The 14419-nt window shown below is 27.5% G+C and carries 16 protein-coding genes and 2 pseudogenes; 8 read left to right on the forward strand and 10 right to left on the reverse strand.

Features of this window, described 5'->3' with window-relative positions; genetic code table 11:
• Nucleotide 1: 1 nt before the first annotated feature.
• The 6 genes and pseudogenes from AEBR_RS06735 to AEBR_RS06755 form a co-directional block, all read right to left on the reverse strand.
• The gene (locus AEBR_RS06735) at nucleotides 2-592 is read right to left on the reverse strand and encodes a LysE family translocator (RefSeq protein WP_129088392.1); all 591 of its coding nucleotides are present in this window, start codon (nucleotides 590-592) and stop codon (nucleotides 2-4) included.
• A 20-nt stretch (nucleotides 593-612) separates the two neighbouring features.
• Nucleotides 613-768 carry a hypothetical protein gene (locus AEBR_RS06740; protein ID WP_164969533.1) on the reverse strand — a complete coding sequence of 52 codons (156 nt, stop codon included), beginning with the start codon at nucleotides 766-768 and terminating at the stop codon, nucleotides 613-615.
• 15 nt (nucleotides 769-783) lie between these two features.
• Nucleotides 784-1194 (reverse strand): DUF2000 family protein, encoded by a 411-nt coding sequence (locus AEBR_RS06745; protein WP_129088391.1) that lies wholly within the window; start codon nucleotides 1192-1194, stop codon nucleotides 784-786.
• Nucleotides 1195-1547: 353 nt separating this feature from the next.
• Nucleotides 1548-2867, reverse strand: a pseudogene (locus tag AEBR_RS06750) (methyl-accepting chemotaxis protein); the annotation flags it as partial.
• A gap of 129 nt (nucleotides 2868-2996) precedes the next feature.
• A pseudogene (locus AEBR_RS15625) lies at nucleotides 2997-3533 on the reverse strand (MCP four helix bundle domain-containing protein); the annotation flags it as partial.
• A gap of 50 nt (nucleotides 3534-3583) precedes the next feature.
• Nucleotides 3584-4270 (reverse strand): hypothetical protein, encoded by a 687-nt coding sequence (locus tag AEBR_RS06755; RefSeq protein WP_129088389.1) that lies wholly within the window; start codon nucleotides 4268-4270, stop codon nucleotides 3584-3586.
• A 314-nt stretch (nucleotides 4271-4584) separates the two neighbouring features.
• On the opposite strand from AEBR_RS06755, the gene AEBR_RS06760 reads away from it, so the two are divergent.
• Nucleotides 4585-4833 (forward strand): helix-turn-helix transcriptional regulator, encoded by a 249-nt coding sequence (locus tag AEBR_RS06760; protein ID WP_420370935.1) that lies wholly within the window; start codon nucleotides 4585-4587, stop codon nucleotides 4831-4833.
• A gap of 70 nt (nucleotides 4834-4903) precedes the next feature.
• Here AEBR_RS06760 and AEBR_RS06765 read toward each other — a convergent pair whose 3' ends face one another.
• Nucleotides 4904-5413, reverse strand: coding sequence for a DUF8051 family protein (locus AEBR_RS06765; RefSeq protein WP_172658867.1), 510 nt, complete (start codon nucleotides 5411-5413; stop codon nucleotides 4904-4906).
• A gap of 163 nt (nucleotides 5414-5576) precedes the next feature.
• Here AEBR_RS06765 and AEBR_RS06770 point away from each other — a divergent pair, with 163 nt between their 5' ends.
• Entirely contained in the window at nucleotides 5577-6101 is a 525-nt protein-coding gene (locus AEBR_RS06770) for a YbhB/YbcL family Raf kinase inhibitor-like protein (RefSeq protein ID WP_129088215.1), read from the forward strand.
• A gap of 38 nt (nucleotides 6102-6139) precedes the next feature.
• On the opposite strand, the gene aldA is transcribed toward AEBR_RS06770, so the two are convergent.
• Nucleotides 6140-7591, reverse strand: coding sequence for an aldehyde dehydrogenase (gene aldA / locus AEBR_RS06775; RefSeq protein WP_129088216.1), 1452 nt, complete (start codon nucleotides 7589-7591; stop codon nucleotides 6140-6142).
• Between the two features lie 352 nt (nucleotides 7592-7943).
• Here aldA and AEBR_RS06780 point away from each other — a divergent pair, with 352 nt between their 5' ends.
• Entirely contained in the window at nucleotides 7944-8933 is a 990-nt protein-coding gene (locus AEBR_RS06780) for a lactate/malate family dehydrogenase (RefSeq protein ID WP_129088217.1), read from the forward strand.
• Nucleotides 8934-8956: 23 nt separating this feature from the next.
• Here the strand turns inward: AEBR_RS06780 and AEBR_RS06785 are convergent, their stop codons facing one another.
• Together AEBR_RS06785 and pdxR are read right to left on the reverse strand one after the other, a co-directional pair.
• The gene (locus AEBR_RS06785; RefSeq protein ID WP_172658868.1) at nucleotides 8957-10306 is read right to left on the reverse strand and encodes an SLC13 family permease; all 1350 of its coding nucleotides are present in this window, start codon (nucleotides 10304-10306) and stop codon (nucleotides 8957-8959) included.
• 44 nt (nucleotides 10307-10350) lie between these two features.
• Nucleotides 10351-11739 carry a MocR-like pyridoxine biosynthesis transcription factor PdxR gene (gene pdxR, locus AEBR_RS06790; RefSeq protein WP_129088219.1) on the reverse strand — a complete coding sequence of 463 codons (1389 nt, stop codon included), beginning with the start codon at nucleotides 11737-11739 and terminating at the stop codon, nucleotides 10351-10353.
• Nucleotides 11740-11837: 98 nt separating this feature from the next.
• Between pdxR and AEBR_RS06795 the strand changes: the two genes are divergently transcribed.
• Genes AEBR_RS06795 through AEBR_RS06815 form a run of 5 tightly spaced genes read left to right on the forward strand, consistent with a single transcriptional unit; the run spans nucleotide 11838 to nucleotide 14396 of the window.
• A complete protein-coding gene (locus AEBR_RS06795) occupies nucleotides 11838-12287 on the forward strand; it encodes a carboxymuconolactone decarboxylase family protein (RefSeq protein WP_129088220.1) in 450 nt (149 codons plus the stop codon).
• A gap of 9 nt (nucleotides 12288-12296) precedes the next feature.
• The gene (locus AEBR_RS06800; protein WP_129088221.1) at nucleotides 12297-12893 is read left to right on the forward strand and encodes a pyridoxamine 5'-phosphate oxidase family protein; all 597 of its coding nucleotides are present in this window, start codon (nucleotides 12297-12299) and stop codon (nucleotides 12891-12893) included.
• Nucleotides 12890-13453 carry a GNAT family N-acetyltransferase gene (locus AEBR_RS06805; RefSeq protein WP_228712208.1) on the forward strand — a complete coding sequence of 188 codons (564 nt, stop codon included), beginning with the start codon at nucleotides 12890-12892 and terminating at the stop codon, nucleotides 13451-13453. Before AEBR_RS06800 ends, AEBR_RS06805 begins: the two co-directional genes overlap by 4 nt.
• A gap of 33 nt (nucleotides 13454-13486) precedes the next feature.
• Complete coding sequence (locus tag AEBR_RS06810) at nucleotides 13487-13774, forward strand: YciI family protein (protein ID WP_129088222.1); 288 nt, start codon at nucleotides 13487-13489, stop codon at nucleotides 13772-13774.
• Between the two features lies 1 nt (nucleotide 13775).
• Entirely contained in the window at nucleotides 13776-14396 is a 621-nt protein-coding gene (locus AEBR_RS06815) for a Crp/Fnr family transcriptional regulator (RefSeq protein ID WP_129088223.1), read from the forward strand.
• The last annotated feature ends 23 nt before the right edge of the window (nucleotides 14397-14419 follow it).

Below are 14419 nucleotides of genomic sequence, written 5' to 3' on the forward strand. Positions count from 1 at the left end.
TTTAGCTAAACTCCGTAACTCCTGATATCATAATAGCACAATATACTAAAAACAGGGATAATAATGTATTTGAAATTCTTTTATGTTTTTTCAAAAATGACTTTAATAAGCTTCCAAATATTACCCAGAAAAAGAATGACATTGAACCTATACTTGCAACAACAATAGCAAAAATAAGTAACTCAAATAAAGAGCTATAATAAGGCATAATAAAACTTGGAAAAACTGTTATGCAAAAAAGAATCACTTTTGGATTTATAAACTGCATTAAAAATCCAGATTTAAAAGTGCCAAAATCTTTTTTCTCATTTGATGAATTATCCATATTATAAATTTGATATGCTAAATATAAAATATAGCTTGCCCCAATTATTTCCATTACAAGCATAGCTTTTGGTATAAATGAAGCCAATAAAGAGTTTAAAATAACAGACAATACTAAAATAATTACAAAAGCAATAGATGCTCCATAACAAAAACTAACTGCTCTTTTTACTCCATAGTTTTGAACAGTTGACAAAGTAACTATATGAGTAGGGCCTGGGGTAAATGTGATGATAATACAGTAGATTAAAAATGATAATATATTCATGTTTTTTCCTTTTTTTGCTATTACATATTACAATGTAATTTAAAGAATATTTCTTTACTGCTATTTGTTAAAGTAGATTTAGCTCCCTTATCAGCTTGGTTAATACTTCCAGCACTTAAACTTTTTATTACTATTAAAGAAAATAAAATTAATAGCATTAGTTTTATAAATCTCATAACTGACTCCTTTTACTATTCATGTAGTTTCGCACCTCTAGTCACTTTATCAACAATCTTTTTTTCTGCTCTTATACCAATTCCAACCACAGGAAGATTTTCTGTTTTATAAGCACGAACTGTTTCCCTATTGGCAGAGTCGTGACCAGTGGCAAACATATCTTCGATATATAATGCAACTGTGATTTCTTTAGATTTTGCACGTTGAAGAATAGTCTGTAACTTTTCTCTAGAAGTTTTTAAGATTATCGTTGGTTGAATACTTAAAGGAGAATATTCTTTTCCTGATTTGTCTATATATATTTCTCCAATTATTTGTGGAGATTGTCCCACAATTCCAGAAGTTAAAAAAGAGACTACATTTAATTTTTGCCAACTTTGTAAGTCTTCAGCAACTACTATTGCTACTTTAGTTTGAAATTCCATTTGTACTCCTTTTTTGGAATTATACTTAGTTGCCTATTTTTTGAATAGTACATTATTGCATTTTGAAAGTTATGTAGATATATTTTTAAAAGGTCATTTGAGTACATTGATATATAATAAACCCTAAAAATAAGGGCTATATAGTAATAAAGTATTAGTTGATATGCCAACCATCTAAAATCATCAATTTATGAATAACTGATGTCTATAATATATAAAAGTTCAACAACCTGTAGTTTTTGGAACTTTAGTTGACTATGATATAATTTCATTCAACTATCAGTCATTGACACAAAATTCTAAACGGTCTCTAATTGTGATAAGGCGTAGCCTATCACAATTTAAGAATTTATTTAAAAGTTTTCCCAATCATCATTATCTTTTTCGTCTTTGATATTTTCTTTTTGTATTGTGGTTTTTGACTTTTCTTTTGTCTCTTTCTCTTTTTTATTTTTTTTAGCTACAACATTATCTTTCCCTCTAAATTCTTTTTTATTGGCATCATTTACTATAAATTTAGCTATTTGATCTGTTAAGCTTGCAATATCTTGTGTTTCAGATGCAATTATTGCATTTTCTTGTGTTTGCTGATCCAATTGATTTACAGCAATATTTATTTGTTCTATTCCAGAAAGCTGTTCTTTTGAAGCATTTTCAACATCAGAGATTAGATTTGTTGTTTCTTGGATATCTTCATTTAATATTTTATATCCTTTTATCATCTCATCTGCAATATTTTTCCCATCATTAGCTTTATTTGTTGCATTTTCTACTAATGATTTTATTTCACTTGCAGCTTCAGCACTTCTAGATGCTAAGTTTCTAACTTCCCCTGCAACAACAGCAAAACCTTTTCCTGCTTCACCTGCCGTTGCCGCTTCCACTGCTGCATTTAAACTTAGAATATTCGTTTGGAAAGCTATTTGGTCTATTACACTTATAGCTTCACTTATTGCAGCAACTTGTATATTTATATCTTCCATTGCTAATGTTGTGTCATTTGCTAGTTTTTCACCTTTATTCGCTGATTCAGTTACTCCAACTGAAAGTTGAGACATTTTTGCTATGTTTTCTGTATTACTTCTAATATTACTTGTTATCTCTTCTAAAGCTGCTGCCGTTTCTTCAAGTGAACTTGCTGCTTCATTGGAACTTTTATTTAATTTATCTACATTATTTAGTAAACTATTTGAGCTTTTTTCTAGTGTTAAACCATTTGATTTATTTTCCACTAACATTTCAGTTATCGAATCGCCTAAATTATTTACTCCAGAGGCAAGTTTTAAAAGATGTTCTTTTAATCCTTTTGTAGATATTTTGTTTAAATAGTTATATGAAGAGTATTGTTCTACAATATCTAATACATTATTAATATTATTTTCTAGATTATCTGCCATTTTATTTAATACATCTTTTAGCTGCATTAAAGCTGGATTTGATACATTTAAATCTAATCTTTGCACTAAGTCACCTTGTTCAAATTCCCCTAATACTGCAATAGTTTCATCTATTAATTTCCTATCTTCTTCTATACCCTTTTCAGTTTTTTCAATATTTTCATTTACTACTTTTGCCATACTGCCAAATTCATCTGATGAATCGATTTCTATCAATTTTACTTCTGCTATCTCTCGATTTAAGTATTTAAAGAATGCTATTAATCCTATTTGGAATCTATTTAGTTTATTAACAATCTCTTTAATAATAAGAAAAGCTGTTCCAATTCCTAATATAAGTGCTGCAACAATAATCACAAGAACCATTGTTTTTGCATCTTCATATTCGATATCTCCTCTTTCACTAGCTTTTTGTCCACCTTTAATATTCATTTCAACCAATTTAAGCATCTCAGAAGAGTATTTATTAAATGAAGATTCCCCTTCTTGTAAAATTTTCATTGCTTCTTCTGTCTTATTTTGTCTCGAAACCTTTAATAGGTGTTCATTTATTTTTAAATAATTGCTAAACTCTTTTGAGAACATATCATATACATCTTGCTCTTCAGAAGAAGAAATTAATTTTTCATATATTGCACGATTTTTTTTGATAGTATTTAATACTTCTGCCATTTCATCTTCTGCTTTTTTCATATCTTCTGGAGTTTGTGATAATACATGTAAGTATTCTGTAATACGTAGATCAGAAGTATTAGTATTAATCTCTTCTACCACTTTGATACTTGGCATCCAATTATTTGACATTATTGATGATTCTTCATTTATCATGCTCATTCGTTGTAAAGAAATAAATCCAAGTACACCAATTAGTACTAAAACAATTCCAAAACCTAAACTTAATTTTGTAGTGATTTTTATATTTTTAAACATATTTTTCTCCATCTTTATTCTTATATTTATTATTAGAAATAAAATTAAATAATTTGATTATATTATTCAATGCTACTTAAGTGAATACAAACCTCAATTCCATAGACACTTTTCCCTTTAAATTTAAACTTTTTATTTGCTATTTTTATCTCTCCTTTATAATATTCTTCAATAATCTTTTTTGATATATGTAAACTAATATCTAAGGGAATCTCATCAACAGTGACATTAGTACTTTTAAATGTAATGATAGTTTTGTTTTTATTTGTTTGCGTATTAATTACTACAAGTTTAGATTCACTCTTATTTTTTAGAACATTTATTAATGACTTTAAAATATATAGAAATATTTTCGATAATTCATTTTCATAACCAAAAATATAAATAGTAGTAAAATAATCAGTTTCAATAGAGATATTGTATTTTTTATAAATAGAAGTGTAGGAAGATACTATATTTTGTAAAGTATTATTAATATTAAATTGTTTGATTTCTTTTCTATCCCATAAAAAAGTCTCAAAGGAGTTAATAGTATTTATTATTGATGCAATATTTTCATTTATTGAAACTAAGGTTTCATTATACGTAGCTTCTGTAACCAAACCATATTCACTGTTAACTAAAGTCCCTGATGACATAGTATATATTTTATTTAATTTAGTTTTCCATTCATTTATTGCATGTGTAATTTCATCAGCTAATTGTAGAATTCTATAATTTTTTTCAGTAAATAAATCATTTTTATTCATAGAGATCTTTTAATATCATTTTTCATCTAGCTATTATTGTATCTTACTACTATATACGATATCTATATCCTATAGGATAAATTATTTGTATTTATTATAAAAATATTAAGAATTACTAATGTATTAAATATATAAAAAATTATAATAAAAAGTATTTTGTATATGAAATAGTGTTTTATATTTTGAATATTTGATTTATCCTATAGGATAAAGATAAAAAAAAACTCTAAGTATATAATAGTAATTTCTGTTTAGATATCTATACTCTAATTCTCTACAGTTTTAATAAAAGTTTTTATAGGATAAATAAAATAATGAATATTTTTACTAACTCAACCCAATGTGAGGTTGATTTTTTTCATAAAAGAATATCAAAAAATATTAAAAAAATAAGATTAGAAAATAACTTAAAGCAGTTGGATGTGGCATTAGAAATAGGGATTAACTCAGTTGCATTTTATTCAAATTGTGAGAACTGTAAATATGGAAAACATTTTAATTTAGGACATATTTATAAGATAGCAAAGATTTTTAATATTGAACCTTACGAATTGTTAAAATAATTCTAATATAAATAATATTATTTAAAGGTTCAATATAACTTTGATGGGATAAATATTATTATTTTAGTTATTACCCCATTGCAGATTTTGTTGCAAAAATCACTATTCCTATAGCAAATAATAAAACTATCAAGGTTGAAACAATTTTATAAAAAGAGAATTTTATAGTGATATTTTCATTATTTTTTGCTTCGAGATTATTATATTTAACACATAAATAAATTAAAATAAATCCTATAAAAGTGCTTATAACCTCTATAAGAAAAAGAGTTGATGGCATAGTTACAGGACTTGTTGGAAAGATTTTTAATAAATCAAATAGATATACAAGAATATAAAGCAAAGCAAAAAGAGCACTTAAAACTATAGAATACTTTTTCCTTTTGGCAACCAAAAAAGCCACAATAAAACTAAGAAGCCCCAATATGGTAAGAAAGATGTTAAACAAGGCTAAAACGGTTTCACTGTAGTGAGAGAAGTCTCTTGTTTCTACTGGACCACCTGGAACTAGGATTGTAAGTAATATAGATAAAAGAACTAATAAAAATGAGATAATATAATGTATTTTTTTTAAAATCATTGCTAACCTTTAGATGTTAAAACGTAAAAATATTTTACTTAAACTGCTGTTCCAAAAAGATTAAAATTGAAAAATTAAATAAAAAATTTTTATTTTTTAAAGAAGAGATTTTGATATAATTTCATACTTTTATTCAAAAAGTTTATATAAATGAGGAGTAGTAATGAAAAAAATATTAATATTATTGGCTTTTGGTATAACAATTTTATTTGCAGATAATTTTACTTTAAAAAGTGATGATTTAAAAGGGCAATTAACAAGTAAACAGGTTTTTAATGGTTTTGGATGTGTGGGGGAAAATATCTCACCAAAGTTGTCTTGGAGTGGTGCTCCAAAAGAGACTAAATCATTTGCATTAACTGTGTATGATCCAGATGCACCAACAGGTTCAGGATGGTGGCATTGGATTGTGTTTGATATTCCTAAAGATAAAACATCTTTGGAAGAAGGGTTTGGAAACAAAATCTCAAAAGATATTGTTCAAAGTATTACTGATTATGGTAAACCAGGATTTGGTGGAGCTTGTCCTCCTAAAGGAGATAAAGCCCATAGATATGTCTTTACAATATATGCTTTAGATGTTGAAAAACTTGGACTTGATGAAAATGCAAATGCACCTACTGTAGGATTTACTTTAAATTTCCATACATTACAAAAGGCTTCTATAATCTCATATTATGGAAGATAAAATAGTTTTAAGAGTTAGCAGAACTGCTAACTCTTTATTTAGTATTGTCTATTCATATCATATTGTAGATATACAACTTTTTTCTGTAAAAACTCTTCAAGTCCATGTTTCCCATCGGCTCCACCAATACCAGATTTTCTCCAACCTGCATGGAAACCTTGCATAGCTTCAAAGTTTTCTCTGTTGATATATGTTTCTCCAAATTTTATCTCTTTGCAAGCTCTCATTGCCAAATCAATATTTTGAGTATATATTGATGAAGTTAGTCCATACTCACTATCATTTGCCATTGCAATTGCTTCATCAAAAGTCTCAAAAGTTACAATTGGAAGAACAGGACCAAATATCTCTTCATGTATAATTTTCATATTTTGTTTTACATTTGTAATTACTGTTGGTTCATAATAAAATCCATCATCTCTAGATGCAATTTTCCCTCCTGTTACAACAGTTGCTCCCTCTTTTACTGCTCCATCCACAAGTGATTGTACATGTTTTATTGCAGCTTCATTAATAAGAGGACCCATATCAACTTCCTCTTTAAGTGGATCTCCATAAGTAGTGGCAGACATGGCTTCTATCATCTTTTGAGTAAACTCTTTTTCTATGCTTTTGTGTACATAAACTCTCTCTGCACAATTGCAAACTTGTCCATTGTTTATAACTCTTGAGTTTTTAATTGCCTCAACAGCTAAATCTATATTTGCATCACCCATAACAATCGCAGGAGCTTTTCCTCCAAGTTCCAAAGATACTCTTGTTACATTTTTTGCAGCTGCTTCCATAATTTTAACCCCAGTTGGAACACTACCTGTAAAACTTACAATTCCAACTTTTTCATTCTTTGCAAGTGCATTTCCTATCTCTGAACCAGAACCTGAAACGAGATTAAACACCCCTTTGGGTAAATCAATTTCATCAACAAGTTTTGCAAATTCAAAGGCATTGTTTGGTGTGTCTGTACTTGGTTTTATTACAATAGTATTTCCTGTTAAAAGTGCAGGGGCAAGTTTTCTTGCAATTAAAAAGAAAGGGAAATTCCAAGGTAAAATACCAGCAGCAACTCCAACAGGAAGTTTAAACAAAAAGATATTCTCATTTGGTCTATCACTTTGAAGAACTTCTCCTTCATATCGTCTTGCCCACTCAGCCATATAATCAATATAATCAGCTGTAAAATTAACTTCAACAGTAGCTAAACCTAAAACTTTTCCTTGTTCTTCTGTAATTGTTTTTGCTAACATATCAACATTATCTCTAATCTTTTGAGCAATCTTTTTTAGGTAAGAGGCTCTTTGAATTGCAGGAAGTTTTTCCCAAGATTTTTGTGCTTCATATGCTGCATCTACAGCTTTTGCCACATCCTCTTTTGTACCCTTTGGAATATAAGAGATTACTTGTTTATCAGAAGGGTTTATTACTGGAATTGTTTCATTTTTTGATATAAACTGACCATTAATATACATTTGGTAAACTTTTTTTTCGCTCATTATATGCTCCTTGTAAATTAGAATTAATAACTATTTTATAATTTTAAAATAAATAACTTATTAATGAAGATAACTACTTTTTTATTAAATATTAAAAGAAAATTAATAAATATTGATTTAAAATTATATTTACTGTTTAAAAGCTCTATATAGAACTAATATTAAGAGTAACTCTAAAGTTTTCTAAAATAAAAATAATTTTATTTTACCTTTCTTAAAGTGAATATTTGCTCCTTTTATCACTATTATTAGGCTTAATTGCATAGTTATAAAGTTTACTATTTATTGGAACTTTTTGATAGTTAAATGGTTCTATTATTTTTTTGAATCAAAATTTGAGGGAGAGATATAAATGCATATAAATAAATTAGTTGTTGTAGGTGTTGGGCATGTTGGTTCTTATGTTTTAGCAGATGCTATGAAAATTGGATTGTTTGGAGAGATAGGTGTAATAGATATATTAGAAAATGTTGCCTATGGAGAGGCTTTGGATCAAGCACAAGCAACAGCGCTTACATATATGAACAATATAAAAGTTACAAGTGGTGGATATGAACAGTGTAAAGATGCTGATGTTATTATAGTTGCAGCTGGTCCTAGTGTAATACCAAATGAAAATGACCCTACAGCAGAACCAGATAGAGCTCTTCTTACAAAAACAAATTGTGAAGTAATAAGAGAAGTTATGACAGGTATAACCAAATATACAAAAGATGCAATTATTATACTTATTACAAATCCTTTGGATACTATGGTTTATATTGCAGAAAATGAGTTTGCTTATCCAAAAGGCAGAGTTTTTGGTACTGGTACAATGCTTGATTCAGCAAGACTTAGAAAAGTGATTGCTGATATTTATGATATTGATCCAAAATCTGTAACTGGATATATGATGGGAGAACATGGAAAAACTGCTTTTCCAGTTTTAAGCAATCTAAATATCTCTGGTATAAATTTTAAAGATTTACCCAAATATTTTAAAACAAAAAATCATATTTTAAATCCAGAAATTATACAAAAAGAGATTGTTTCTGCAGCTTATAAAGTTTTTAATGGAAAGGGTTGGACAAATGCTGGTGTTGCACAAGCTGCAATAACTATGGCAAAAGCTGTTATGTTGGATGAAAGAAGTATCTATCCAACTTCTACAACACTAAAAGGACAATATGGACACAATGGCGATGTTGCTTTAAGTATGCCTTGTATTATTGGACGAGAGGGGGTAATTACTCAATTACCTGTTACATTGGATGAGTGGGAAACTAAAAAACTAGAAGAATCGATTGCTTATATAAAACAAACAATGGAAGATGCAAAAACTGGTCTTGAATATTTAAAATAAAATAGAAGATAGTTCTCTATCTTCTATATGTTTAAAAGTTTTATCCAAAAATATTCTAATGGATATAAAAATAGGGTAGTTATAATAGCTGTTGTAATTAATATTTTTAATACATATTTTTGTTTTATTTTTGCAAGCGCTAGCCCTACAATCAAAGGTGGTGCTTGATATGAAAAAAATATATTTGAATAAGCAGCAACTTGTATCATAAATATTTGATTTAGATTAAATCCTGTAACATCACTTATATGTTGGGCTAGAGGTGTAAAAATAGCAGGAATAGTCGGCTGTGTTGTGAATATCCCAGTTAATGACATAAATAAGCTTACTTTTAAATAGTTTATTATTTCATATTCTGATGGTTCATAAAAATCTATAGCATTAGATAATAATGTTCTAATAAAATCACTATTGGCAACAACACTTCCAAGTCCAATAACTGTAGCTACAAATAATAAAGATGAAAATTTTAAACTATTTAAATCTTCTGTTTTTATAATACCAATAAAAGGCAATCCAAGGAAAATTATTCCACAAATAGCAATAATACTAGGTGAAATTTTATGAATAAAATCGGTAGCCCAAAATAGGATCATTATAAATATTGTAATAAGTACAATTATCTCATTTTTGTCAAGTTTAACTTTTGTTCTGTTTTTATTTGATATTTTTGCTTTATCATTGAAAAAATAGTAAATCAAACCTACAATTATGATATTTTTTAAAAACCCTAAAATTATAAAATTGCTTACTAAATAGTGCGAATATAAGATTTCATAATTATAGATTTGTGAGGCAAGACCAGAAAGGATCATATTGGGTACATTTGCAGGAAGAATAGTAAAACCTGACATAGATGTAGTTAAAATAAAAGCTAGAAGTATTCCAATATAGCCTTTATCGTTCTCTTTAAATCCAAAACTATTTGCAACAGCTATTGAAATAGGAACCATTAATACAACTCTTCCAACACTAGAAGGCATAATAAAACTAAAAATAGTAGAAAAAATAGCAATTGATACTATTAGATTTAAATAACTGATATTTTTTATATTTGCAAAATATTTTGAAACTCTATTTGTAAGATTTACATTTTTTATTGCACTTGCTATTAACATTCCTGCAAAAACTAACCAAAAGGCAGAAGAGGAAAATCCTGAAAATATAATCTCTTTTGAACTTAAAGAAAAAATAGTACAAGAAAAAAGAAATAATAAAGAACTTAGAAAACTAGGTACTAAGTTTGTAGCCCAAAATATAATAGTTGTAGCAATGGTACTAATAAGAATAATATCTTTCTGATCTACTATAAAATTTGATAAAATTAAATAAATAAAAACAGGAATAACAATAATTGAAATATTTTTTAGCATAAATAATCTTTTTATTAAATTGACAAAGATTAATACAAGTATTCTTAATCTTTGATATTTTTATCCCTTTTTTCTTTTTGCCAAAGGGAGTTAAATATTTTTATAGCTTTTTTTAACTCTTCTTCTTTAAAGCCACCAAAACCCATAGATAAAACTGTTTGTTCTTTTGAAATCTCTCTTAGATAGATTTTAATATAGTTTTTTCTACACTCCTCTTGAAATTTTAATAAATCAATATTAACCATAGATTTAATTAGTATATTTAAACCAGAACCCTCTTTTAAAATCTTTATATCTTTCCCCATAGTATTAAGAAGTTCCTCTTTTAAAATATCATGTTTCTTTTTATTTTGAGTTCTTACCTTTCTTAAGTGCCTATCCCAAAATCCCTCTTTTATAAATAAAGCAAGGGTTTTTTGTATATCTATGGGAATATTTGAAAAGGGATAATCAAACTCTTTTTTGTATTTTTCTAGTAGTTTAACAGGTAAAACTAAATATGCAATTCTTAATGAGGGAGATAAAGATTTTGAAAAAGTTCCCGTATATATTACTTGAGTATTATTGTTAATGCCTTGCATTGCAGGGATTGGTTTATTGTTATAACTTAATTCACTATCATAATCATCTTCAATGATATAGGAGTTATTCTCTTTTGCCCAATTTATTATCTCAATTCTATTTGCAATAGGAGTTGTAACTCCAAAAAAATATTGATGTGACGGGGTTAGATATAGAAGTTTTGCTTTGGATTTTTTTAATTGCTTTAGATTTATACCATTTTGTTGTACTTCAATCTCTTCAATCTCAAAATTATGTTGTTCAAAAACTTTTTTTGCAACTCTGTAACTTGGAGTTTCAAAAGCAATCTTTTTTATTTCATCTTTTAATATCTTTGAAACTATAAACATAGAATCTGCAAAACCACTTGTGAGAACAATATTTTCAATTGTACAGTTTACACTCCTTGAACTTTTAAGATATTTTACAATTTGTTCTCTAAGTTCAATATCCCCTTGATTGTTGTGATATACTCCAAGATTTAAAGAGCTTTTTAAAACTTTATTATAAAGTCTTAGCCAAGTTTTTTTTGGAAAAGTATCAGCACTTAAACAAGCTGGATAAAAGTCATATTTGACAATATCATCTAATGTTTTATTCTCTAAGTCAACTTCTTTTTCTTTTTTAAAACTATCATAAAGGTTCTCACTAACAAAATATCCACTTTGAGGAATACTCTCTATATAACCCTCTGCAAAAAGTTGATTATAAGCTGTTTGTACAGTATTTTTACTAATCTTATAATCTGTTGTCATCTTTCTAATGGAAGGCAGTTTCTCTCCTGCTTTTAGATTTGTTTGAATATCTTTTTTTATCTCTTCATAAAGTTGAAGATAGATTGGTTTTTTTGAATTTGGATCTATATTATACAAAACTGTCTCCATAAAAAAATTATAATTTGTATCTTGTAATAAGTACAATTTAAAGATATTATACGAAAAACAACTTAATAGATATTAAAGGATATAAAATGGATAAAAGAATAAATCTTGGTAAAAAAGCACCACATATGTACGACAAATTAATATCTTTAAAGCATGATATGCAAGCTTTGATAAAAGACGCAAATATAAATGAGGGATTTAGTCATCTATTATTACTTAGAGCTTCACAAATAAATGGATGTGCTTTTTGTGTAAGGCTTCATACAAAAGATGCTTTAGATACAGGTGAAACTATAGATAGAGTAAGTGTTCTTCCTGCTTGGCAAGAAACCGAATATTTTAATGAAAAAGAGAGGGCAAGTTTGGAGTTAGTTGAGGCAATTTGTTATATCAAAGATACACATATACCTGATACTCTTTATGAAAATATAAAAGAGGTTTTAAATGAAAAGGAGATCTTAGCAGTTGAATGGTTGGCACTTATAATAAATGCGTTAAATATATTAGCTATAAGTAGTAGATTAGAAGTAAAATAGGAAATATAAATGAGAAGAAGTGAATTTGAAATAGTTAAAAAAGAGATAATAGACGAGATTTTAAATAGTAGTGAATATGCAACTTTGGCATTAAGTTGTGATAATAAACCCTATAGCATACCTGTAAATTTTGTATATGATGGAAATGTTGTATATTTCCATGGAGCAAAAAAAGGGAAGAAAAAAGAGTTTATTGTATCAAACTCTTATGCTGCTTTTAGTGTTGCTTTGCCTTACTCTTTAATCCAATCATATTTTAGCAGCACTGATGACTTAGCTTGTCCTGCTACACAATTTTTTAGATCAGTTTGCGCAAGTGGGCAAATTTTTATAGTAGAAGACTATGATGAAAAAGTAAGAGCATTATCCCTTTTAATGGAAAAACTTCAACCAGAAGGAAAATATAAACCATTAAACCAAGAGGTTTATACTAAAATGATAAATGCAACAGAAGTTTTTAGATTTGATATTGAAAATATAACAGGAAAACTAAAAGTTGGGCAAAATTTACCTAAAGATAGATTTAATATGGTTTTAGATTACCTTGAAAAAAGAGGTTATAATATAGATAAAGAAACAATTTTAAGTATGAAGGAAAATAGATGATAGAGTGTAGATTAGCAACCTTAAATGATATAGATGAGATTTTAAAACTTCATTCACGGTATCAAGTTGATACTATAAATGAAGAGGATAAAAAAGATGGATTTATAACAACAGCTTTTACCAAAGAGCAGTTAACTTCACTTATAAAAGATGAGAAAGGACTTTTTATAGCAAAAAAAGATGGAAATATTGTTGCTTATGTTATGGCAGCATCTTGGGCATATTGGTCAGCATGGCCTATGTTTGTACATATGATAAAAGATTTATCAAATGTTAAATTTCAAGGTGTTACATTAAGTGTGGATAACTCATATCAATATGGACCAGTTTGTGTGGATAAAAGTGTAAGAGGAACGGATGTTTTAAAACTTATTTTTGATTTTGCAAGAAAAGAGATGAATAAAAGATATCCTATTTTGGTAACTTTTATAAACAAAATAAATCCAAGATCTTATGAAGCACATACTAGAAAACTAGGACTTGAAGTTGTAAAAGAGTTTCAGTTTAATAATAACAACTATTATGAGCTTTGTTATGATACTTCAAAAGCAGTAAACTAAAAAGCCTCAAGAGGTTTTTTGTAAAGGATAAAGATGTTTATAGTTTTACTTACATATATAAAACCACTTGAGGTTGTTGATGAATATTTGCAATCACATGTTGAGTATTTAAAAGAGCAATATAAAAATAATAATTTTATAGCTTCAGGTAGAAAAGTTCCAAGAGAGGGTGGAGTGATCCTTTCAAAATTGGATTCAAAAGAGAGATTAGAAGAGGTATTAAGTCAAGATCCATTTAATATTGCAGGTCTTGCAAAATATGAGATTGTTGAGTTTATTCCAAGTATGACCTCAAAAGAGTTTGAAAATCTAAAAGAGTAAGATGAAAAAGAGTGAAGAGTATTTTAAGCAATTAAGAGAGGCTTGCAAACAGTATTATGAGTTCAGTGATGAATCATTTGAGGCTTTTAAAAATATCTGTTTTATAAAAGAGGTCAAAAAGGGTGAAGTGCTGCAAGATACATACTCAAAAGCGAAATATATCTATTTTATTTGTAAAGGGATTCTTCGTACATACTATTTAAATGAAGAAGGAACAATATATACAAAAAACCTTTTTAGTGAGAATTATTTCTCTGCTTCAAAGGTCTCTTTACTTACAAAAGAGGACTCTTATTTAAATATTGAAGCTTTGGAAGACTCAATCTTAATCTATATCGATTTTGAAGGCTACAAAAATCTTATTGATACAAATATACAATTTAAAGATTTTTATATCAACTATTTGGAAAAGAATTGGGTGATTGTAAAAGAGAAAAATGAGATTTCATTGATTATTGATGATGCCACAACCAGATATTTGAATTTTATAAAAAATAATCCAAATATAGAAAATAGAATTTCACAACACCATATTGCAAATCACTTAGGAATAACACCCACGCAACTTAGTCGAATAAGAAAAAAACTCAAATCAACCTATGTAAATGACAAAATAAATTAAATATAATACTATTCCATAAAAAA

Source organism: Halarcobacter ebronensis, from assembly GCF_013201825.1.
Taxonomy (GTDB): domain Bacteria; phylum Campylobacterota; class Campylobacteria; order Campylobacterales; family Arcobacteraceae; genus Halarcobacter; species Halarcobacter ebronensis.